At 43.2% G+C, this 21,786-nt stretch carries 29 protein-coding genes and 1 pseudogene; 3 read left to right on the plus strand and 27 right to left on the minus strand.

The annotated features are described in order from the left end of the window. Positions 1 to 72: 72 nt before the first annotated feature. The 4 genes and pseudogenes from DEAC_RS19510 to DEAC_RS19525 all read right to left on the minus strand — a co-directional run bounded on the left by DEAC_RS19510 (position 73) and on the right by DEAC_RS19525 (position 2,543). Positions 73 to 1,423, minus strand: a pseudogene (locus DEAC_RS19510) (transposase). Between the two features lie 149 nt (positions 1,424 to 1,572). Further along, complete coding sequence (locus DEAC_RS19515; RefSeq protein WP_047811771.1) at positions 1,573 to 1,821, minus strand: helix-turn-helix domain-containing protein; 249 nt, start codon at positions 1,819 to 1,821, stop codon at positions 1,573 to 1,575. 140 nt (positions 1,822 to 1,961) lie between these two features. Beyond that, complete coding sequence (locus DEAC_RS19520) at positions 1,962 to 2,246, minus strand: hypothetical protein (protein WP_242847223.1); 285 nt, start codon at positions 2,244 to 2,246, stop codon at positions 1,962 to 1,964. Between the two features lie 96 nt (positions 2,247 to 2,342). Then, positions 2,343 to 2,543 (minus strand): helix-turn-helix domain-containing protein, encoded by a 201-nt coding sequence (locus DEAC_RS19525; RefSeq protein ID WP_047811773.1) that lies wholly within the window; start codon positions 2,541 to 2,543, stop codon positions 2,343 to 2,345. Between the two features lie 219 nt (positions 2,544 to 2,762). Between DEAC_RS19525 and DEAC_RS19530 the strand changes: the two genes are divergently transcribed. Both DEAC_RS19530 and DEAC_RS19535 read left to right on the plus strand, forming a co-directional pair. After that, positions 2,763 to 2,954 (plus strand): helix-turn-helix transcriptional regulator, encoded by a 192-nt coding sequence (locus tag DEAC_RS19530; protein ID WP_083996346.1) that lies wholly within the window; start codon positions 2,763 to 2,765, stop codon positions 2,952 to 2,954. 144 nt (positions 2,955 to 3,098) lie between these two features. Next, on the plus strand, positions 3,099 to 3,839 hold the full coding sequence (locus DEAC_RS19535; protein WP_053006526.1) for a hypothetical protein: 741 nt from the start codon (positions 3,099 to 3,101) through the stop codon (positions 3,837 to 3,839). A gap of 109 nt (positions 3,840 to 3,948) precedes the next feature. On the opposite strand, the gene DEAC_RS19540 is transcribed toward DEAC_RS19535, so the two are convergent. From DEAC_RS19540 to DEAC_RS19550, 3 genes are all read right to left on the minus strand, one after another. After that, entirely contained in the window at positions 3,949 to 4,605 is a 657-nt protein-coding gene (locus DEAC_RS19540; RefSeq protein WP_047811774.1) for a hypothetical protein, read from the minus strand. 181 nt (positions 4,606 to 4,786) lie between these two features. Further along, positions 4,787 to 5,656 carry a glycoside hydrolase domain-containing protein gene (locus tag DEAC_RS22415; RefSeq protein WP_053006527.1) on the minus strand — a complete coding sequence of 290 codons (870 nt, stop codon included), beginning with the start codon at positions 5,654 to 5,656 and terminating at the stop codon, positions 4,787 to 4,789. Between the two features lies 1 nt (position 5,657). Further along, entirely contained in the window at positions 5,658 to 6,059 is a 402-nt protein-coding gene (locus DEAC_RS19550; RefSeq protein ID WP_047811775.1) for a phage holin family protein, read from the minus strand. A gap of 112 nt (positions 6,060 to 6,171) precedes the next feature. Between DEAC_RS19550 and DEAC_RS19555 the strand changes: the two genes are divergently transcribed. Beyond that, positions 6,172 to 6,414: a DUF1883 domain-containing protein gene (locus DEAC_RS19555; protein WP_047811776.1), complete on the plus strand. Its 243-nt coding sequence runs from the start codon at positions 6,172 to 6,174 to the stop codon at positions 6,412 to 6,414. A gap of 56 nt (positions 6,415 to 6,470) precedes the next feature. Here the strand turns inward: DEAC_RS19555 and DEAC_RS24630 are convergent, their stop codons facing one another. The 20 genes from DEAC_RS24630 to DEAC_RS19650 all read right to left on the minus strand — a co-directional run bounded on the left by DEAC_RS24630 (position 6,471) and on the right by DEAC_RS19650 (position 21,766). After that, positions 6,471 to 6,596 carry a hypothetical protein gene (locus tag DEAC_RS24630; protein WP_282434467.1) on the minus strand — a complete coding sequence of 42 codons (126 nt, stop codon included), beginning with the start codon at positions 6,594 to 6,596 and terminating at the stop codon, positions 6,471 to 6,473. 125 nt (positions 6,597 to 6,721) lie between these two features. Next, positions 6,722 to 7,219, minus strand: a complete 498-nt coding sequence (locus DEAC_RS19560; RefSeq protein WP_047811777.1) for a C40 family peptidase — start codon at positions 7,217 to 7,219, stop codon at positions 6,722 to 6,724. Positions 7,220 to 7,280: 61 nt separating this feature from the next. Further along, entirely contained in the window at positions 7,281 to 8,147 is an 867-nt protein-coding gene (locus DEAC_RS19565) for a hypothetical protein (RefSeq protein WP_047811778.1), read from the minus strand. A gap of 16 nt (positions 8,148 to 8,163) precedes the next feature. Further along, complete coding sequence (locus tag DEAC_RS19570) at positions 8,164 to 10,782, minus strand: hypothetical protein (protein WP_047811779.1); 2,619 nt, start codon at positions 10,780 to 10,782, stop codon at positions 8,164 to 8,166. Beyond that, on the minus strand, positions 10,783 to 11,316 hold the full coding sequence (locus DEAC_RS19575; protein WP_047811780.1) for a putative phage tail protein: 534 nt from the start codon (positions 11,314 to 11,316) through the stop codon (positions 10,783 to 10,785). Further along, a complete protein-coding gene (locus tag DEAC_RS19580; protein WP_053006528.1) occupies positions 11,309 to 12,382 on the minus strand; it encodes a baseplate J/gp47 family protein in 1,074 nt (357 codons plus the stop codon). Before DEAC_RS19580 ends, DEAC_RS19575 begins: the two co-directional genes overlap by 8 nt. Next, positions 12,375 to 12,803, minus strand: coding sequence for a DUF2634 domain-containing protein (locus DEAC_RS19585; protein ID WP_047811781.1), 429 nt, complete (start codon positions 12,801 to 12,803; stop codon positions 12,375 to 12,377). Before DEAC_RS19585 ends, DEAC_RS19580 begins: the two co-directional genes overlap by 8 nt. Then, positions 12,800 to 13,117, minus strand: coding sequence for a DUF2577 domain-containing protein (locus DEAC_RS19590; RefSeq protein WP_047811782.1), 318 nt, complete (start codon positions 13,115 to 13,117; stop codon positions 12,800 to 12,802). The genes DEAC_RS19585 and DEAC_RS19590 overlap by 4 nt, the downstream gene beginning before the upstream one ends. A 9-nt stretch (positions 13,118 to 13,126) precedes the next feature. Further along, on the minus strand, positions 13,127 to 14,068 hold the full coding sequence (locus tag DEAC_RS19595) for an XkdQ/YqbQ family protein (protein ID WP_161796480.1): 942 nt from the start codon (positions 14,066 to 14,068) through the stop codon (positions 13,127 to 13,129). A 63-nt stretch (positions 14,069 to 14,131) separates the two neighbouring features. After that, the gene (locus DEAC_RS19600) at positions 14,132 to 14,542 is read right to left on the minus strand and encodes a hypothetical protein (protein WP_053006529.1); all 411 of its coding nucleotides are present in this window, start codon (positions 14,540 to 14,542) and stop codon (positions 14,132 to 14,134) included. A 13-nt stretch (positions 14,543 to 14,555) separates the two neighbouring features. Next, on the minus strand, positions 14,556 to 17,135 hold the full coding sequence (locus DEAC_RS22420; protein ID WP_053006530.1) for a phage tail tape measure protein: 2,580 nt from the start codon (positions 17,133 to 17,135) through the stop codon (positions 14,556 to 14,558). Positions 17,136 to 17,309: 174 nt separating this feature from the next. Then, positions 17,310 to 17,711, minus strand: coding sequence for a phage tail assembly chaperone (locus DEAC_RS19610; protein WP_047811784.1), 402 nt, complete (start codon positions 17,709 to 17,711; stop codon positions 17,310 to 17,312). A 35-nt stretch (positions 17,712 to 17,746) separates the two neighbouring features. Further along, positions 17,747 to 18,175: a phage tail tube protein gene (locus tag DEAC_RS19615; protein WP_047811785.1), complete on the minus strand. Its 429-nt coding sequence runs from the start codon at positions 18,173 to 18,175 to the stop codon at positions 17,747 to 17,749. An 11-nt stretch (positions 18,176 to 18,186) separates the two neighbouring features. Further along, on the minus strand, positions 18,187 to 19,254 hold the full coding sequence (locus DEAC_RS19620) for a phage tail sheath subtilisin-like domain-containing protein (RefSeq protein ID WP_047811786.1): 1,068 nt from the start codon (positions 19,252 to 19,254) through the stop codon (positions 18,187 to 18,189). After that, the gene (locus DEAC_RS19625) at positions 19,241 to 19,690 is read right to left on the minus strand and encodes a phage tail terminator family protein (protein ID WP_047811787.1); all 450 of its coding nucleotides are present in this window, start codon (positions 19,688 to 19,690) and stop codon (positions 19,241 to 19,243) included. Before DEAC_RS19625 ends, DEAC_RS19620 begins: the two co-directional genes overlap by 14 nt. Beyond that, positions 19,687 to 20,112, minus strand: a complete 426-nt coding sequence (locus DEAC_RS19630) for an HK97 gp10 family phage protein (RefSeq protein WP_047811788.1) — start codon at positions 20,110 to 20,112, stop codon at positions 19,687 to 19,689. Before DEAC_RS19630 ends, DEAC_RS19625 begins: the two co-directional genes overlap by 4 nt. Further along, the gene (locus DEAC_RS19635) at positions 20,105 to 20,455 is read right to left on the minus strand and encodes a phage head closure protein (protein ID WP_053006531.1); all 351 of its coding nucleotides are present in this window, start codon (positions 20,453 to 20,455) and stop codon (positions 20,105 to 20,107) included. The genes DEAC_RS19630 and DEAC_RS19635 overlap by 8 nt, the downstream gene beginning before the upstream one ends. 3 nt (positions 20,456 to 20,458) lie before the next feature. Further along, positions 20,459 to 21,049, minus strand: coding sequence for a head-tail connector protein (locus DEAC_RS19640; RefSeq protein ID WP_047811789.1), 591 nt, complete (start codon positions 21,047 to 21,049; stop codon positions 20,459 to 20,461). Between the two features lie 15 nt (positions 21,050 to 21,064). Next, positions 21,065 to 21,286 (minus strand): hypothetical protein, encoded by a 222-nt coding sequence (locus tag DEAC_RS19645; RefSeq protein ID WP_047811790.1) that lies wholly within the window; start codon positions 21,284 to 21,286, stop codon positions 21,065 to 21,067. Positions 21,287 to 21,328: 42 nt separating this feature from the next. After that, positions 21,329 to 21,766 (minus strand): hypothetical protein, encoded by a 438-nt coding sequence (locus DEAC_RS19650; RefSeq protein WP_047811791.1) that lies wholly within the window; start codon positions 21,764 to 21,766, stop codon positions 21,329 to 21,331. Positions 21,767 to 21,786 lie beyond the last annotated feature (20 nt).

The raw sequence follows: 21,786 nt of genomic DNA on the forward strand, positions 1-21,786 counted from the left end.
GAGTCAATTTCATAATGTTTAATTGTTAAAGCTCAGACCTTCAGAATTTCGTTAGTAACATTTTTTGAAAATTTATGCTGCAGCTATACGTTTGAACTTGTTCAATCGGTCTACGGCTAATTTGCAGAGGGTATAGGTCAGGATAGAAAACTCGAAGTCTACTTTGGCTACGTTTCCTCGATGTCGAATGTTGTTTAACTGAAAGTACTCTTTGAGATAAGCATTAACACGTTCTACGGCTGTTCTCTGTTTATAGAGTTCAAAGTAACGCCCACTTCCTTTGGCTGGAACGGTGTATTTTCTGGGGTCTGATGAAACCTTAACCTTGAATACCTTTTGACACTGGTTGTTTTCTTTCAGAGGGCACTCTTTGCACTCCTTGGGTTGAGTATATTTCAACGTGTCATATTGGGAATCATAGCTATCATATTGGTAGGAATGACCTTCTTGACACTTGGGGCAAAAGTATTTGTCCTTGTCTTCGGGTAGCTGTTCGTTGCGTGGATTGTAATCAATCAGGGCCCTTGACCCTATGGATTTTGCTTGTTGGTAAATTGGGCTGTAATCATAACCAGCATCCAAAAGTGAATAGGAAGGCTTCAGCTGGGGGTGAAGTTCATGAAGAGCCTTGAGTAGAGGAATCGCCATTTTGCCATCATTGACATTTCCCGAGGAAAGTAAGGACTTTAAAATGTATTGGCTTTTACAGTCCACGAGAAGATGACCTTTGAACCCGAACCAAAAGACGTTTTTGCCCTCGGAGTTTTTCTTAATTCCCCAGTGAGGGTCTTGCGGGATTTGCTGTTCGATCGTCTTGAAATCAAGAGGAAGTTGAGCTTCAATTTTCTTCTCAAAAAGGGGGCGATTCTCTTCCAATTCCTGTTGTTCTTTGAGCCATTTCTCCCGTTCTGCTTTGGGTTTTCGTCCGCGTTTTTTAGAGGATTGCTTGACTGGGACCTCTTCTTCTTTCTTTCTCTCAGGTTTACGGTCTCTCGCTTCAATATGAGTAGCATCGATGGCTATAACATCCCCATCGATGAAACCTTCTTGAAACGCCTGAGAGACTAGTTCATTTTGAATTTTTTCCAAAGCAGAAGAACCATTGATTTTTTGAATAAGAGGACTCGCTAGGAACTGCATCAGCCATCGTAAAGCCGCAGTCGAAACGGAATTCCAAGCTATTTTTTAATCGCTTTCGTAAATCTTTAATTGTAGGAATTCGTTCGATCACTCGAATGAATAAAGAATAGATCATGGCTGAATAGTTAAGCGTGGTTGGAGCTCCCAAAAATGCCTTCTTGGAAACCACTCTCAATAAAGGAGTGATATCCAGCGGATCTAATAGAAGCGGATACGATTCTCTCGGTGACATTTCTAAGATTTCTTCCAAGGAAAATAGACGTTCTTGGCGAATACTAAACATTGGGAGTTCTCCTTCAACCTCTCGGTGTTTGTTTGGTCACTTACACTTTCGAGATTTTGGGGAGGTACTCCTTTTTTACGTGTAAAAAACCCGCTTATATCAAGGGGTATGAATTATGAAACTAACTCACGTAATAAAATAATATTGCGTTACCCTTTCGTTACCCCGGTAGTTTCACTTCGATTATGTTTAATGCAATCTTCCAGGGTCCCGAAAAAGATTAGATCGGATGATATCTTATATAATGAAAGTATTTTGCGTATCAAACTAATTGGCGTATATTCAGAATCAACTTCGTATTCATCCAAAACACCAACCACTATACCACAATAATCGGCAACCTCCTTTATTGTATACCCGCTCAATTCTCTAGCAGTCCTTAAAGTAATTTTAATCATTTTATCATTCTCCTTCATTTGCCACTTGCCAAAAGAAGGTAATTTTGGATATAATCAAAATATCAAGAACCCTTCTCTGGAAGTGTTTTTGTGGAAGGAAGTCCGCAACTCTTGCTGGGGTGTACGGGCTTCCTTGTCTTTTACTTTCGTTTTGATGACTTCTTCTCTACCGGCTTTTTTAAAGGCTCAACCATCAGCCCATCATCTCCTGATAAAACCTTATATTTCTCACCGTTAAACTGAAATATTTCCCCCGAATTAAGTCCCGATTCGTCTAGGCCGGAAACCATACTGATCTTGCGTCTTTGCCACGTCACCCCCTCATCATCACTTACCTTAACTTCCACTAGGATCTTGGATTCATCAATAAATTCATTTGCAAATTGATCTTCATTTTCTTTTGCCTTCAGCTTCGCCTTCGCCATCATTATAAATCTACCCCCCTAGAACGTGCGTTCTTTAATTATTAGATCACTTGTTCCAAATTTCTTCAAGGGGTAAATTGTCGAATGCTCGATATTTCACATTTCCTTTAATAATAATTCTAACTCTACGCCTAGACATTTTGCGATTCGAGCGATCGTTTTAACGTGAGGCCTCGGGCAGCTCCCTATTTCAATCCTACTAAGATAATTTATACTAATCCCCGCCCTCTCTGCTAATTCTTTTTGAGTCATATTTTCGGATCGGCGAATTTTCGCGATTCTTTTGCCCAGTTCCAACGCTGTAAATATCCTACCTTTAGGTTACTCTTGCCTACAAGTCGAAATCAAGAAGACACGAACTATTCATTTCGCGACAGAAATTGACATAATAACCTAAATTATAATTTATGTATGCACGTACATTGATTATAGTACTATTTGTGACATTATTAATAATGGAAAATATTTCTGACTCTTTAGAAAGAAATATTTCAGTAATGTTACAGGTGGTATGATGTGAATAGGATTAAGCAGATTTTAAAGGAACTCGATATGACACAAGAGGAACTTTCCTTAATTTGTGGTGTTCCTCAGCCAGAAATAAGCCGAATAGCTAATAATAAAAAAATCAAAATAGAACTTGAAACTGGAATCAAAATCGCACGCGGACTTCGTAAGCCAGTAGAATATGTTTTTCCAGATTATTAAAATCCCCCCAGCAGAAATACCGGGGGGATTACTATTTTTTACATATTTGTCGCATAACCATTAAGAATGTCGGAAAGCAGGAAATATTCACAAAACGTTGAAGAGCCTATAGGATTTCTGAATTTAACAAAAGGAGAGATTCTAATGAGTAAGATCCCTGGCTTCAGATCAAACACAAGATGGAAGAAAATCGTCGCTATTATTGGCTATTTGGTTATTATCGCGATAATATATAGCGCAATAACAGGTAACACGAATTCTTCTTCAACCACGGCGCCACCTAAACAAGGAGCCTCGACTTCAACTCCAACTACTTCGCCGACTAAACAATCTCCTACTAAATCCCAAGCTCCCACTGCTCCCGCCACACCTGCTTTAACCGCAAAGAGTCTAGGAGCAGGAACATTTACAATAGGACAGCAAATCACTCCAGGAAGGTATACCGTAACCACGCCATCGGGATCAGGTAATTTTGTTGTTTCCGATCAAAGCGGTATGCCGGTAGTTAATGAAGTTTTAGGAGATTCGGGTGTAAGTAAGGTCGTAGCCGCTCTTCCTGATGGAGGAAAAATAGAGATTTCTAGTTTAAATAAAGTTGACTTTAATCCTTATCAGCCGCCTTCAATTGGAAACTCCCCAACAAAAACTGATTTATGCGCCGGTTCGTTTATTGTCGGTACCGACATTCCTCAAGGTCGTTATGTAGCATCTGTTATTGGAAGCGGATCTGGTAATTTTGTGATTGAAGATCAAAGTGGAATGCCTAAAACAAACGAAATATTAGGCGGCGACATGGGAGTTAAAAACGTTACCGTAGATTTGAGTAATTCAGATACCATTCAAATTTCAAGCTTGAATGACGTTCAATTTGTACCAAGCAATTAACTTCTTCAAAGACTATAATGTTTACACCTTTCATTAAGAACAAAAAGCCCACTTCCTTAATTGGAGGTGGGCTTTCGTCATCTCGCATCGGCCGGCACCGACGCTTTCATTATGCAGGCTGTTGAGTCTGGGCTTGCGAATCTGTCTGAGCTAGTTGAGTATCAGAAGTTGATTGAGCAGCCTGCGAAGACACAGCACCAGGGAAAGCCTGAACCGTTTGGCTAATCGCTTGTTGAACCGCATCATTTGCGGCCTGTGTAGCAATCGGAGTAACAACCTGCTGGACCTTACTAGCAATGGCCTGGCTAACGGCCTGATCCGGGACAGCGGGAACTGTTTCTACAGAAGGTGAACTCGAATTCATATCAAAGACGCCTGTTTCAATCATATCCTTAACTGCTTTCTGAATTTCTGGCGTAGGTTCATACCCGGCAATTTTAAGCATATTCATAGCGGCATCATAGGCGTTTTGGTTCTTTTGATCTTTGGTAATCTGATCACTATTGCAACGCTGTTCAGCAGAATGAACCCCAGCCTGTGATACCTGAATCACTTTATCAATGATCGTTTCTAGCGGCGCGGGAAGAACTACTTTACCGATATCATCGTTAAGAGCCTTGGCCTCGCCTAAAACAGTGTCAGCCGTACTAAGGATTACTTTCGGGTCTTTGCCCTTTTGTACTAAGAAATTTATCCCTAATCCAGCAACAGAACCAACGATTAAAGAACCTAAAGAAATTAATAACATAATTACATTTGTATCCATGATAAAACCTCCTAAAATTTAATTTTTGGCAATAACAGAGCAGGTCATCTCTGACCTGCTCGTATTAAATCCTGTCTGCCGGGACAGGAAAATTTACATTTTACTTTGAAATTATTCCTGAAAATATTCCCGTTTTTGAATCAAAAATATTCCTATGACAAATTGGCAAGCGCTTGCGAATTTAGCCTAGATATTTTTTCACAGCAGCCGCCGTGCCAAACTTGTCATCACCGCTTAGCAGCGTTTCGTTCGGATGCCCTGTCGTTGCTCCACCTACAACAATCAGATGCTCTGCTTTCATGGCATTAGCAGGAGCTGGTCCATTACTATATGGCCGTACAAACATGGCACAATTGCCATTCTTCACGGCAACGTCAGTCCCAGCCCATTCATCGTCCTTTGTGTTTAGTAAAACCGCTACATCTAATCCCATTTCCTCTTCGCTCTCCTTTACAACTTGATATAACCCGTCAGGCCCCCAAAGCCCGGCATTATCATTAACATAATCCATGTCCACCGTGATTCCTGCCAGCTTTGAGGTATTGGTGTATTGATAAACATCATTCGGGGCTACATTTTTATAGCTCCAAGCTATCGTTTGGTAAAACCTATCCGGCGGGTAACTGGCTCCTTTTGCCGCCTCGATAACATAATACGAGCCGTAAACACCAACAAGAAATTTCCCCGTGAGCACAGTATGAACACCATGAAGATAATCTTTAATCGCTGCCATATCTCCAGCCTGGGCCTCATAATCCACTGTAAAGTAAATGCAAGCACCCTTAGGAGCGCCCAAAGCCTGCGCCTCGGCTAAGGCAAACTGAGCGTCAGAAACACCTTTATCATAAGTGAAGTAACTTACTTGTGTCGGCGATAGCTCCAGGATTAACCACAAGAGCAGTCCTCCGTCATGGATCGCTTTAACTTCTGCGACGGTTAACCCATTCCAAAGCGTATGACCTAGATAACGCCCAACGGCTTTTACACCATTGGCCTTGAGAGCCTGTACTGTCGCTGCATTTAATCTTGTTCCGCAATCAATACCTAACATATTAATCTCCTTTCTCTTGAAGTTGCTGAAAAATACTTTTAAATTTTGGCGGCATTTTTAGACCAATTTTTCCAACGTTCTCAATCATTGAAATCCCTTCACGCCCGGCATAGTAGTACATCGCCATCGTTCTTAAGACCGGGCCAGAGTTACCAAAAAGCTTATCTAGAAGAACTGCTAAGGCGACAAGAGAAAGAATAACAATCTTTCTAATGCCGCCCCAAAACATGACTTCGGAATTTACTTTCTTCTGCCTGACTGCCCCCAAGAATCCGGTAATATAGTCTAAGACCATAAGGTAAACAAGAACCTTTAACGCGATATCCCACCCGCCACACCAAGCCGTAATGGCCGTCCCTATCGCGGCAAACGTTGATTTGAAAATGAATTCCTTTTCGTTCATTACTGCCTCCTATGGTGCTTTACATTAAGTATCTAAATCTAGAATTATGGATATTTTTGAAGGTTATTACATATCTTTGTTGAATATTATCGCCAAAAGGAGGTGATAACTTATGGCTCAAATTCCATATGCTGATAGTAATGGTCATTTGACTGTTAAAGTTGATCTAAAACATGCTGCAGATGTTTTTCTGGTGGATAGTACCAACTTCCGCAGATACGAATCAGGTCAAAGGTTCGATTATTTTGGAGGGCATTATACCAAAACACCAGTAACCATTTCAGTACAAGGATCTGGCAGATGGTATCTAATCGTCAATAATAACGGTGAACAATATAGTTACCGTTTCTTCTAATCCAAAAGACTACTCTATTCTTAGGGTAGTCTTTTTTGTGTGGTTTTTCCTATATTTTATCTGTTCTTAATTGGTTCAGCATCATTATTCATTTGCATTGCTTCCCCGGTTCCCCAGTTCGCTGTAACATTAACTTCAATAATTCCCGTTTCAATTATATTCGTTTTGCTTTTTTCTTCCATGATTTATTCCTCCTAAATTTAATTTCGTTCATTTCTGCCTCCAAGTATTTAAGATAACCCTGGGTACCCTACTTCGCTGTCACCTCCTGCAGCTTTTTAGGCTTAGATTCCAGGGCATAAAAATATCACAACTCCCAAAGGTTGTGATTCTCGACTAACCTTACCTTAGTTGAATAACTCAATCCAGGAGGTGTAACGTCCCCGGGCTTCCGATCCGGCCGAACAACGATTCCTTGGCTCCTAGCGCAAAGATCGATAAATGCAGAGCAAACAATTTTGTTCTTTTCCGCGAGTAGGCCTGATATTCGTTCGAAGCCCATTTCCTCAAGGATAGCATTGACCGCAAAGCCTGCGTCCTGCCGGAAGCTATAGCCTTCTCCTAAGCGACTCCGGCCAAACTCAACCATCCCTTTTAGTTGCTCATCGGTTGCATCGACAAACTCAAAAACAGCGTAGCGCTCATAGTTTAGAGCGTTTTCCTGAATGCCTTGAGCTGTGGCCTCGATTACTTTGCCTTCGCCAGAGACAAGTGCGGCATGGGTGAACCCATTATGCTCAAAGAAAGCTATCCCCTGGCCAATAGGGTCGAAGTTTTGCACGAGAATAAAATTTCCGGGTTTCATGGTATCCCTCCTTCACAGCATAAAAATAACGCCCTTTTAGGCGTTACTGCTCAGTTTAATATCACACTAAATTTGGTATGTTCTCTAAGTCTGTAGCATAATTCTGAAAGGCGCTTTCAACTTCTGCCCAATGGTCCCTAAAGCTTTCATAATGACGGTCATATGTTTGGGTCTGCCCGCTTGCGGGCAATGGCGCGGAGATCTCCATGGTTACCGGGATCTTCCCTAAGATGGCCGATGAAATATCGCTAAGAGTGTTTTTCTCATTGTCAGATAGTGTAATCAGGGGGTTAGTACCTCCAGTTAATGCTGGAAGAACCTTACTGAACAGAACATGGAACATTAGTCCTGCTCCGGTTGTAAGATCGGCCAGGGCATACGCCGGTGAGATCACGGATGTATAGAAGGATTGAAGTACAGATTTCGAAACTGGTGCAATATGATTTACTCTCTGAGAATCAGTATAAATCTGAAGTGAAGTCGTTCCTTGGCCACCTATGTTTAGGGATTCGTTAACGCACCCATCGGAGCTTGCGGTGATTTGAATTTGCTGGCTTGCAATACTGGGATGGATTTGTACACTGAGAGTCGCCTGGTTATTAGTTAATACTTCCGTGAATGTTTTCCCTAGAATTGTAAAGTCACAAGATGTTGGCGGTGTAGTCGGAGGGCTGTTAAGCGTTGCTGTGATTGTCCCGCCTGTGAATGTTAGAGTGAAATATGGCTGAAGAACTAATACTCCGTCTTTTACGATGTATTTGTATGGGTTTGCATATGCGTCCAATACTTCAGGCGACGCCGTATCTTGTGGAAATGGCCCTAGTACTCCACACCCTTCAGGAATATTAGTCCATTCCTCGGCAGAGCCTAGATAAGGTTGATTATAAATTTTCCCATCTGCTAGGGTATATAAAAGCCAATAATTCATCTTCTATTCCTCCTTATTAGCTTCCTATTGCAAGCCATTCAAAACCAATTGAGGCAGTTTGATTACTTACTATATTGAACCCTGCTGTTGTTGGATTGTAGACCCCATAGGGTTGATCTGCATTAGTGCTAACGGCAGGGAGCGCCGATGTTGATCCCGTAGTTGGAGTAAGTAAAACTATTGGTGCTGTTGAAAACGCCACAGGAAAAGTAACGCTAGTGTTTACAATTCCTGAACCGGAACTCGTTCCAACATAACCACTCTGTACCTTATATCCCCCACTTAAGGCTTGAATTAAGTCATAATTAGAATCCCAAGTTATTGGTGAGGTTCCAGGGACCGCTTTAGTATAAACTCTAACTTCACCGGTACTTGAAATGGGTGATATCATAGTTGCCCGCGCATTAGGATTTATGGCATACCAAGCAGATCCATCCCAAAAGCAATTAGTGCATATACAAGTCCCGGACAGAGAAGAAATAATCGAGAATCCTTTATCAGACCTAATTTGACTTCCTTTTCCGCTTAAAACATTCTCTAGTGATACTTCATTTTGACCAATAACAATCTTATCCGGCAATGCCCCTGGATAATCCCTTATTCCTCCCCATTCAGCTGAGTAGTACAAAGCATTAACTTGCTCGTCTGTGGGGATTTGACTTGTGATGATCGGGAAGTCTATTGTGCCATTACATTCAAACCCTGTTGCTGCATCACATCCAATATAAGTAGCTTGAGCATCCGTTATTATATCCCGGTTTGCTAAGTTAAACTTCTGTAATGCTCCTCCGTTTACTCCTACCCATATCGTCATGCCCGTATTTGTTGGATCATCCAGCATTGCAATAAATATTAAATCTCCTGCATTGAATGATATTGCAGACGAATTAAGCCTGGACGTAACTCCTGCTGACGTAACCTTAGAAAATCTGAAAGACCCTGCGCTGCCATCGGAATCTGCGATAGTAAGGAAAGAAACAATATACCTGTTATTACCCGCGATTTTATCCTTCACATTAAATAGTCTTTTATATCCTGAAGTATTTGCAATGGAACTTGCTTGTTCTGGTGTCCAAACTAGTGCTCCGAACCACCTACTCGGTAATGGCTGACTTAAATTATAGCTTAATTGGTCTGCGTTCCTACTTGCTGTTGCTGTTGTACTATCATTCCTTACATTAGTTGTTGGGTAGGCTTTTTGCTCTAATTGAATAGCATCGAATAGCACTGCTCCTACGCTTTTCATAACAAGATAAAGTTCAATTTGAGCAGTAAGCGCAGGACTTGTTTCAGACTGGCTGTATCTTGTGACTAATGAAGTCCCTTGTACGTCTGATGTCAACAGGGAGCTTATAAATGCTCCACTGCTCTGCTGAAAATCTCCCTCAAGGTAAGCCCCAGATGCACCTACTCCAGAAGTTTGAATTGAGCCTGATAGGGAATAAGGAACCCCTGCTGAAATACCCGTTATGATTCTATTAACACTGCTTTGTACAGCTTCCTGCGCACCTACAGCACTTACACTATAATTTCCACTAATAGGATTTGTTGCAGTTAATGCCCAAGCAACCCTTGAGTCTCCACCTATTGTCCATCCATCTGCGAATGGTCCTGTTACACTGGCGTTTGAAATTACTACTCCTGTGTCTCCGCCAACACCAACAAGGAAGCCTCCTGCTAAACTTGTGTCTGCTGCAGTTAGTGTTTGAAGAAGAGTTCCACTAGTACCCGCACCATCGTATAATTTTGCAGTCAAATGCCCGCTTGGATCTATTGACAAGGTTATAGTGTAAGTATGAGAATTTGAAATAGCTTGAGTTACAGTTTGCAAAGTCGTAGCTGTTCCATTTACTACTTTCGCTAGCCAGAAATTTGTATTATTTATATATGCCATATAGTAGTTATTACCATCTATTCTGAAATACAAAGCTCCATTATTGTTGGCCGACAGTGTAGCTGGAGCGGTAACAGTAGCCTGTGAGGCCAGATATAAATTTTGCCCGCCACTTCCTGTTAACGGCTTCCAATTGTTATTCCCTGCTGTCATTTGCGAACTACTTGCTCCGCTTGTCGCCCCACTTTCTCCAAAAGTAAAACCACCAACCTGTTGAGTCCAAGGAGCTGCACTTGAACCAGTATAGCTTGTCAAAGCATCGGCAAATAATTGTGCTGTTCCAGTTATTGTTTCAAAATCTGAGTTATAAACTAAATTCGTTGTAACCTCCTCAATGTAAGCACCTAATCCAAATTTCCCTTGCTCATAGCGGAGGACGTTATATGGTACTGGGGCTAAGTTTTTCCTTGCTGCATTTGATCCTCGAGTAAATTGTTGAGCTGACGGGTGCAGCAAGTTAGGAAGGCTGAACATTGGGGGATTGGCCATAGCCTGCGTTGTTACTGCTCCTGCAGCCAGTCCAGAAGATGGAACAGGAAATTTCGAATCCGTATAAGCCTCCGAAGCCGTTTGAGCTGAATCAGCTTTGGCCTGCGCTCCAGTTGGGGTCTCTTTTCCGGCAACAGCCGTATCAATTTTATCCCAGTTATCATTAAGCATCGTTTGGACATTAAACGTCAGAGCCCCATCTGTAGTTGGGTCCACCTCATAGAGATTTAAATTTGTCGTTGTCTTCGACATTTAAGAACCTCCCGCAAATTTATCGAGCGTGGTCGCTTGCAATTGGCCTATTGTCATGACTTGGTCGACGTCCTTAATTAAAAGGTACGAATATAAGTAATCCAGCAATAAATATGCCGGCTTGATTTGCTCCACAGCGGATTTTAAATCATCCATGTTGGGCGGGGTGCCAAGAACGCTTGTGAATTTTACATAGATAGTCCCATCAAAGGAAACTTGTACATTCCCATTAGAGAACGAATCACAAACGGTTTTTATAAGTGCGGCATTTACCTTTCCATTCCCCCGCCATTTTGACTCAATGACACTTCGCCGGTAATCAATGACCTTCGTATTATCTGTTGCAATCTTGAGTTCCTTCTCGTAGATGTCTAATGCCCAGGTCGCCGTATCTACGTCAAACTGGGCATTAATATCCGCTATATGAGTATCGATAGCATCGAGCTCCTGCCCATCGGCGTTAAAGGACTCATTTAAAAGCTTAGTAGCACTTAAAAACGGTGGTAGATAGCTCTTTAAGTTATCACTACGCAATAGTCACCGCCCCCAATACCGGCGTTTCGGTCAGGCTTGCTGTGTAGCTAAGAGAGATATTAGCGGTTCCGCCATTTACGGTTAAGTTTGAGTAGTCTAGTATTCCGGCGCTATCCAGTATAGCCCCGCCAATTTTTGCATAGCTTACTGCGCTCGCAACAAAGGCGATGGATTTTAGATATGCTGTAATACTCTCCTGCACATTTGCAAGTCTTTGAACATCCGTGTAGTCAGTGTCTTTTACTGCAGTAAAACTAACTGTTATGGTATTCGCCGCAGCGCCTTCCACGGTCGTAAAGGCTCCGAAAGGCGCTGCCCCTTCACCTAATCCTTGAACGCCCGGATCCATGAAGCTTTGAGCTCCGGTGACTAAATCAGCGCTCGGCGGCAGCTTATTAGCATCAATAATTACAAGTTTAATCGTGTTGTTTCCGTTCCACGTTGGGTAAACCTTCACGTCTCCAACACCGGCATAGCCTTTCATTGTGTTAGAGAAGTATGCGGTATTGGCCCCGGTTGAAGGGTTCTGGATATAATCGTAATACCTCTGCAGGAGCGAGGCGTCGGTCTCGGCGTCAAAACCATCAACGGTTGGATTAGGATTGGTTACACTAACAAGCCCTGGAATGGCAACCGGGAACTGCGTGATTTGGTTAGCTGGCACCATCCCACTGGATCCAGCAATAACAGCCTGTACATTGATGCTCGCCGATCCGCTAATGGTCTGTTGCACTAAGGATTTAAACTGAATTCCCCCTGGGGTTTGAACAAGGTCGCCAACATTAACCGTCCCATTACCTGTAATGGTTACTGTTGACGTGGCATAGGTCGCTGGGTTCCTTGGCTGTCCGGTCCTCTGATAAATCCTTGTGGCCAGTTCATCCCCGCTTAAGTTTGACATGTCAAACTTCGCTGCTACAGCATCCAGGTTTGATTCCTGATTAGCGATCTCAACGCTTACAGGAGAAAGCGCATCATAAACTAAAGAGCCCTCCGACTTATCCACGTCAGAGGATACATTTCCCTGCATTCGAGTGAGTATTGTTGAGCTTGGCTCGCTATACACTTAGGCTCACCTCCCCATAGATTGTTGTGGCTGTGAAGCTAACGTTCGCCTTGCTTCCGTCTGTGCTTAGACTAATGTCAGCAATCCCTGTTATATAGGGGTTAATGAGCAAAGATTCTTTGAGATATCGTTCAACCTCAGAACTTAAGGCTGCGGGCGAAAATCCGGTGGCGATTAAGGATTCAAGGTCGTTTCCGAAGCTTCCGGAATAAGCCTTATACCGATTTTTAGGAGTCTGCAGAGCCTTCCAAATCCACACTTTTACGGCATCCTGACCCGTTACAACGACGTTCTTTCCATCGACAAGAAGAAAATCATTATTGATGTAATCCCAGGCATATTCTTTGGCTAGAGGAAGGGTAGTTGTAGTTGAACTGGAGGATAAAACTGCCTGTCCGATATTGTCCGGGAATATGCTCATGCGCTCACAACCCTTGCGAGAATTATATACGTTGAATCATTGACCTGTACGACAGCCAGGGTGTCGCCGACATTTAGACTATCCGTAAAACTAAGGGCTCCACTTGTATTTGAGAAAGTTGCTTCCCTAGAATAGCCGGAAATAAGGTAATCGGCGACAAGCAAGTTATCCTTTCCCAATTGCAGCTCCCCCGCTAATACAGTTAGGGGCGATCGTGAGATAACCGTCGCTAATTCAACCGAGGGAGGATTGTACTTAGCCCCGTGATCCTGCATTATCTTTACTAATTGGCTATAGGGATTTTTAGGCCTCATTTTATCACCTTATTCCTGGTCGACCTTTCCCTCTTTCAGGTCCATTAGATTTTGCATCTTCAATGTAAGCTGCATCGTGTATTTATTGGTGCCTATTTCCCAGGTATGAACGTCGGTGTCAACATACCAGGTAGCATCAACGAGAACGCTGACATAGAAGATCTTAGTCCTAACGGCTGTGCCGGTAATAACGTTGATGTTTCCGAGTGCGGTTGCTGTGACCTCTTGCTCCATACCCTTAAGGAGCATAGACGCTTCCACCTGAGTATTTTTTTCCTTATTGATGGTGTATGTGTCCTGAATTGCGCCATAAAATTTCTCCCATTCGGTATTCTCTATGACCTGCCCGGTGAAGTTCTTTTTAGAGTCATAGATCTTGACCTTATTAATCATGTTTTCGATGTTATCAACGTACACCGAATTGATAAGGTTAACATCCGGGTTCAGGGTAAAATCAATTAGGTTCTTACCTTTTTCGATCATGTTGAGCTTGTCCTGAGTCATAAGCAAGAAATATTGCTTGCCGGTACTAAAAGATGCATAAGAATAAGCCTGCATGATGATGTCATAAAGCGTTTTGTTAGACGCTAAAAGACTGATGTGCACGCCGGTTGGTTCTAATTGACCCACGCTTACGTCTGCCTCTTGGCACACCCTCGCAGTTATGGCTTCAGGAGTAACATTCGTGAAGTTATAAGTAGCCTTGGATTTAAGGAAATAGATTAGAAAATCATAGGCGTAGAAGGTTAATTCCTGGTTGGAATTAAGAGAGCGATTAAAAACAATTCCACGGAATATCTCGCCTTCAACATCATCAACCACCCAAACCATTGTGCCTGGGGATATCTGAGTGTTAGGCTGGTTTCGGTCAAAAATGGAATAAGCCATAGTAACATCGAGTTTACGCGCCACCTGTGACTTATCCCCTGACCACTGCACTGTTTTACACAACCTTGTTATCTCCGTGGCCCCGCCAAAGTAATTACTGTATAGCCTTATCATAGATTCACCCCGTCAAGTAAGGGATATAATCCTGTATTCCTTTAAGTTCAGAGTAAAATACACGTCCCCTGTACCGTCCTGCTCACCATACTCAAAGTCCTCGATAGAACACAGGGTGTTGATAGGGCTTGAGCCGGTAATAATGATCCTTATCGGGTTTCCGCTTAGCATCCATTTTTCAACCAAGTCAGTGCATTCTTTTGGAGAAGGGAACGTGTCATATTGGCAAAAGCTATAGACTTGTGCGGGGAAGAATGATTGAATTGATGGAATCTCCGCTAGTTTGGGTTTACCAATGAAACTTATTTCTCCTACTCCCTCCACGATAGCTGAGGTGTTGTTTAGAGCTTTCTTGATTGAATAATTCGCTGGGGGAATGGGGAGCTGTAGTTTTTCACTTCCTTGAACGAGCCAGAATTCCACAATCATTCCTCCTTTAAGCCATGTTAATTGCTGCAGCATTAATCTTTAGTACAAGAGCATCGGCAATCTTATCGATATCAGATTCTTCTCTGATAACTGGGCCATTCATATTTATCGTTAAGTTAACACTTCGATTATTGGATGAAATAGAAGATTGGTGGTCTTTGATTTGTGCGCCCTTAGGCAGAATTATTTTCTCGGGTCCGTTTTCTCCTACCCAGGTTTCTCCACCGCCCCAGTAACTCGTTCCTAAGGCATTATGGCCTGTAGGACCCGTACTTTCTCCACCAGTTATACGTTTTGCAACATTGATAATTCCTTGGATAGGATGGGAAAGAAAATCTTTTAAGTCCTGCCAAACCTTCTTTATTTCATCAATTACAGCTTTCGTCTTATCCTGGATACCTCCCCAGTTATGCACCCAGGCTTCGTACAAACCCACAACGGCTAAAACTAACGCTGCAATGCCTAATACTACCCAAGTTATGGGGTTGGCAGCCATAGCGGCATTTAAGGCCCATTGGGCGGCTGTCATTATTCCGGTTACGCCGGCAGAAGCCAGCATTACGCCCTTTTGGGCTAACCATGCAAGGGTTTGAGCCGATATTGACGCGACCGTTTCCCACCCCTGCGCTGCGTAAGCAATTAATGAACCAATCAGACTAACAGTAATAGCTGCTCCTGTAATAGCCGCTTGTGCAGCTGTTTTTATCAAGCTAGCTATGAAACCAATCGTAATTTTAGCCCCGGCTATTACCGCTTCAGCCCCGGATTTTATAATTGAGGCAATAAAAGACCCAGTTGTCTTTGCAGCGCTTATAACTGCTTGTGCTCCTGTTTTTATAATACTCGCTATAAAATGTGCCACAATTTGACTACCAGAAATAACTGCTTGCGCACCTGTTTTTATCAGTGCTGGGCCAAAAATAACTCCTAATACGGTCGTGGTAGTTTTAATTTGTCCTTCATGGTCCTTTAGGGTTTGCGTGAAGTCCTCGAAAATCTTTTTAACTTCCTTGACCGCTTTATCTTTTAGATCGAGTAGTTTATCTTTAATATCTTTTACTTTACCAATGAATTCCTGGAACTTTTGTTTTACGATATCTATGGGGCCTTTAATGTCATCCCATACCTTTTTGAAAAATCCGCTTATTGGCCCCCAGTATTTAATAAGCAGGAACGCTGCAAGAGCAACCGCTGTTATGACTACAATAACCATCCCTCCGGGTGTGGCAAGATATTTCAAAATCCCACCGGCAGATGCTATGGATCGAGACAGCTTTGTAAAAGATAAGATGGTCTCTCCTATTCCATGAGTTAATTTACCAAGTATTAAAATCGGTGGCCCGATTGCGGCGGCGATCATGGCGAACTTTATAATAGCTTGCTTCGTTCCTTCATCCAGATTTGCAAAGCTTTTAGCCATATCCGTTAACTTACCAACAATTGGTATTATCGACGGAAGGATATCCTCGCCAAATGCGATGCCTAGAGCATGAACAGATTGAGCCAGCTCTTTAAACTTATTCTGTTCAGTATTTTTCATGGAATCGGATAATCGCTGAACCTCTCCAGTGGCACCATTGGCGCTATTCGCAAGATCTGATAAATATCCTCCGCCTTTATGGAGTAAGATATTCCATGATGATAAAGACTCTTTGCCAAAAATCGTGGCGATAGCAGCTTGTTTTTGCTGGTCGGTCCATCCCTCAGTTTTCTTTTCAACCTCGTTCAGTATCGAAGCTAGGTCTTTCATGTGGCCTTTGCTATCAAAGGCGCTGAAGCCCATTTGATTTAATGCCTTCTGCATTTTAGTAGTTGGCTTTGTCAAGTTAACGAGACCGGCTTTTAAGGCGGTTGCCGCAGTATTCGCGTCAACCCCGTTAGACTCCAAAATACCTATCGCTGCAGCTGTTTGCGCCATTGGTTGATGCATAGCATTTGCCGTGGATCCTGCTACACTGAAGGCTTCACCCAATGAGGTTATGCTCGCCTTCGTATGGTTGGCTATATATGCGAATGTGTCGGCCATATGCGCCATGTTTTTCGTTGTCTGGGCTGAATTATTTGTTTTCATGCCATAGGCTTCTAGTGATGATCCTAACTGATCCACGACGGTCGATAACTGTTCATTAGCCCCCCGCGCAGTTAATAACGATGTATTCATGGCACTCATAGCTTCATCCGCTGAGTACCCATCTTTGACAAGCGTAAGGAGTCCTTCGTTGATTGATTCCGTGGATTGCCCAAAATCCTCTGACCACTTCAAGGCTTTATTAGACATTTCGGTCATGACGGAGTTAACCTTGGATTCAGGCAGCCCTCTTGCCTCAACTTCCTTACGGATATCGGCCATTTCGTGCTTAAATTTTGTTGCCGCTTCTGATGCAGCGACCCCTAATCCAATAATGGGCAGAGAAACTTTCGTGGATATGTTTTTACCGACCCTTTCCATATCCTTGCCAACTGATACCATGCTCCGGCCCGCATAGCTTGTTTGCCTTTGAAACTGCGATAGATTCCCGTTCACATTTCTCAAGGTCGCTGAAAATTGATCCCTCAACCGGATTACCGCATCAATCACACGCGCCATTTTCTAATCAACTCCCATTTGGAGAGCTTTCGCGATCTCGTTCTTCAATTTCATGGAGCATAAAAGCCCGGAGAATCTTTTTTTCCCCAGGCTTTTTATCATAATACTCCTTTGGGCTCATGCCGTGAAATCTAAAAAGAAGATAAGCTGTCTGCACATGCCTATCTTCCTTAATTAGTTTTTTATTTCTTCCTCATCATCTTTGTCTTTTTCATAGCCTGAGAGCTCATTAATCCCGTTGTAAAGGTCGTCAATCTCACCGGATAAGAGTAACTTCCGGATTAATTCTTTTGGGGTTGGCGCTCCAAAGTGGCTCATGAGTTCCTTACTCTTGAACACATCGGGGCATCCTTCGATAATAATTGAAGTTTTCATGGAATACATATTAATCTTTTTAACGTCTCCCTTTCTGATCTCCAACGCGCTTTCTTGGATCTCGGCGTATCTTTCCGGATCCACAGCTCGGCAAGGAAAATCTAAAGGCTGTTTAAGTTTCTTTGACTGAATCGTAATAACCTTTGATGGTATTTCAAGCTTACCGGCATCCATTTTTAATAGCTTTTCAACAATATTCATGACCTATTCCCCCCAAATAAAATTTTGATGGCATCTTAAATCAAGTCCAACAGATCCCAATCCTGGTAGGTGAATGGGGCGCTTTCTTCGCCGTTTTTCTTAGCTTCCCAGTCAATTAAGGTTAACTCATCAAACATAACACCTTTTAAGACAATTCTTTCAGCTCCTAAGGATTGAGGGTCCGCAAGGTTAGAAACAATCGTATGTTCCGGTGTCTTCCCGGACTTAATCGCGTCGCTGTTGGCCTTGATCATCGCCGAAGTTACTTTATGGAGCTTCACTGTCCCTTTGAGCTCCATCCCAGTTACTTTCTGGCCGTCGACAAGGGTTCCGCACATGTTTATCGCCGTCTTTTTGAGCGTTACCTTTGCCTGAAGTGCCGATACCTCTGCCATCATATTTCCATCAAGCCACATTTCTCCCCAAGTCCCGTTTATAACCTGGTCCGCAGTATAGCTATCCATGGTCTACCTCCTTAGTTAAGATTGAGATTAAGGGTTAAATCTTCCATAGCATCTAGAGGACGGTCAGTGCCGGTTAGGAAAACAAAGGACCCTGTGTTAGCATTCTTGAGATCCTGATCACTCATAGTACTTGTATCAATACCTTGGCCCTGGAGGTAAAGTTTCTGGGCGTCGAGGTCAATCCCGACACTGTTTTTTCCTTTGTCTAAGAGCATTTGGCTTTCCAAGCCTTCCAGATAAGCATTAATAGCAGTTATGAGTAGGCACTTATGGTCGTAATCATTGGGGACTTTACCGACATAGTTGTCGCCAAAAGTTTTCTTAATGTCATCGTGCTGCAGGTCCATAATGTCCACGATCTTGCACTTTTGCCAGTCTGCTGTTTTCGTGGCTGTCAAAGTAACCAGGCTATTTATTGCCCGCGCAATTTTCACCTTTTCCCCGTCGTTCATGAGCTCAAGACTCCCTGCGTTAATAAGCGTGTTAAATTGTGCCTGTGTATTATGCGGAACATCCTTGACTTCCGGCAAAACCTGATAGGTTGCGCTCATAGTCAGTGGTGTTCCGGCCATAATCCCGGCTATTCTGCTGCAGTAATCAGTTGCATTAACAGTTCCAGAAGCAAGGACAATGTTGTCTGTAGAAAAATTAATAACTCCTTCGTGGTCAGCAGCAGTATTCGGGAGAACCATTTTAGACTTAATGTCCTTGTTGTCTCTTAGGTCTTTTATCCAAGTCGCGACTGTAGACGCATCTGCAGCATCAATTCCTGGGATGGCTCCATAGTCCCACTTAACAGTTTCTAGGTAGCTCATGGCGGCTGAATAATCTGTTGCCGTAGTTGGCTCGACATAGACAATCAGGCTGATGGGCGGCTGAACGCCCCCCTCATAGGCCAGATTGATTTGATTAAGGTTATAGGTTGAATAGTCCTGTGGTATTGCTGATGGATCAGTATAAACATTCGGGCCATTATGGACAGCATCTTTAAGCACAAGTGCTACAATGCCTCTTGAACCTCTTGCAATCGCACTTGCAGCCAGGGCTTTAAAGATGACTTCAATATTAGGTAATCCCATATTGCTGACCTCCTAAGTTTAGGTTTAATGTCGTTGCGGATTCTGCTTCCGGCGTGGCGTCTGTGATTCCGTCGTAGTAGTTAAGGTCAAATTTGACGGAGTAAATTCGATCAATTTCATCAATGACCTCGCCTCTGAAATTACTTATCATTTTCTTTTTTGCACCTATAGCCAAAACTGGGGTTAGAAGTCCCTTAAGGGTGTCATACATTTGCAGATTCTCTAAGTCGGTTCTGTTCTGAGAAAAATAGACAATCTCAACCATTACGGAATTCTCGCTTGTGTCCTTCTTGAATGTTTCGCTTTTCACCGGGGTTACGTTCACAAAAAAACAAGGCCGGGAAAAGCCTTCCTTGACCTCGTTTCCGTATGTCTTTAAGCCAGTCGGTTTTATCGCTGTGTTAACAGCCGTTTTAATATCTAAAAGTGTAATCATTTGAGATCCCCCAAAACATTATCAAGCCAAGTATTGACGATCGCCGGCATCTCTTGGTCGAGCTCTATCATTGCTGTTTCGACCATATGCTTACCCTCAACAAAGCCAGGATCAAGCACTGGGCCACCCTTTTTGTTCTTAATTTCGTGCCCGTTTTCGACCAAGTGAAAGAGAGGGCTTTTATTAGTCATGGTTATAAATGAACCCTCCTTTTCGTATTCTACCTTCGATAGCTTATATTGATCTTTCAGATGCTTCATGCTTTTTCCGACCGGTGTCTTGTCCTTCGCACTAGTCTTAAGGGCCTGGCCTAACTTCTTAAGGACCTCTTCTTCTTTATAGGGATATTGGGACCTTACTGCATCAAGTCTTGTCTTCAGGTCCTCAATCCCCACAAATGTAATTTCAAAATCATCAGCCATTTTTAGCAATCCTTTCGATAGCCATGATTTCTAAAAGTTCATTGTGCTCGAATGGGTTGATAATGTCTTGAATTAAAAACGTCCGGTCTTTGAATTGGATCTGCATGTCTGGCGTCACTCCCGCGAGATATCGAATGGTGATTTTGTACGTTAGCTCTGCCTGGTATTTCTTCGCCTCCATGTAATCTCTTCCTCTGACCGGTGAAACACTAGCCCACACGGTCGTGAATATACTCGGGACTAAAATCGTTTCTTGGGCTTCATTAGTGCTTTCAACCCAGGTGAGTAGCGTGATCCGCTTGTTTAGGCTGCCTAAATTGAAGCCCGGAGTTCTAACACCCATTGCTTACCACTCCAATGTAATCACACGATGCGGCTGGAGAAGTGCATCAACCGAGTAATTTAACTCTGTTAATCTTCTATCCACCATCGGTTCACGATTTGTGTACCACTGTCCAATGAGCAAATACATAGCCTGTTTAATCCCTTCCGGCATTGGATTGGCTGCGTTGTAACCAGCAGTAAAATTAATGATCACTGCACCGGCAGGCCATGGAATGTAAATAGGCCAGAATCGGTTATAGGCCAGGACAATCCTTCCTGGCTCACTGTCATAATCTAAAATAATTGTTTCTGGATCGATATCCCTCATCACACCGTAGCAGTCCTTGTATTGCGCACTGATAATATTTTGGAGAGGCGGCCTTGGTATCTCAATAAAGTCTCTGTCCGATGGGAAGTCCTCCAGCACAAGCTCAAAGGATTCAGTGCCAAGAGCGCGCATTGTTGCCGATTCGCAATAATCTCTTGCCGAAGAGACCAAAGAACTTATGAAGGCATCGTCATCATCAAGGTCGACTCTTAAGAAGTTCTTTGCTTCAGCGAGAGTCATAGGCTCAGCAGCTATAGGGGTTTTTAAATTAAGAGTTAATGCCACGATTAGCCACCGCCCTTAAAGCGTGATCCCTACGGCCTTTAAGGCATCGATGATGGAATCGATTGCCGCTCGGCCTTCAGCGTCAATCGTTGTCCCGCCCGTTGGCTTAGTAATGGCCCCGGCCTGAGCCCCATTCGAGGTAATTCCGCCGCCTTGAATATCTAATTTGCCACCAATAACAAGAGTATCCCCGCCATCGGTTTCATAGTTCTTGCAGTTGTAAGTTTGGTCCGGCATGGCTTTCTCCTTTCATTTTAGAAGGGGCTAAACGCCCCTAAATTATACTTCGTCTGGGCTAATAGCTAATGCCGATGCGATAACCGATGGATCAATTTCCGTTGGCTTGGCCCCGGATTGGTATTGAATCGCAATAATGGCCCCGATTTCTGCGTTTTGAATCGTTGGTGTTAACACCGCCTGGAGATACCGTTTATTAGGACGATAAACGTCAAGCACAATGCACTTATTAGAATCAGCAGCCCCTGCAGTAAAGGAAGCTGAAGCTCCTGATAGGTCTTTGGCTGCAGTCATAGGATTAACCACATCTTCTTGGGCCTTTAGCGTGACTACGGCGGCAGCTGTGACCGTTCCAAGGGCTGCAACAAATACTACCCCTGCGAATCCTTGCATATCTACTACGACCGAAGTTTGAGCAGCAATACCGGCTGCGACATGGCCTAAGACCTGGGATATTTTAACGTCCTTGCTAAGATTCATTGAGTCTTACCTCACTTTCA

The organism is Desulfosporosinus acididurans (genome assembly GCF_001029285.1).
Taxonomy (GTDB): domain Bacteria; phylum Bacillota; class Desulfitobacteriia; order Desulfitobacteriales; family Desulfitobacteriaceae; genus Desulfosporosinus; species Desulfosporosinus acididurans.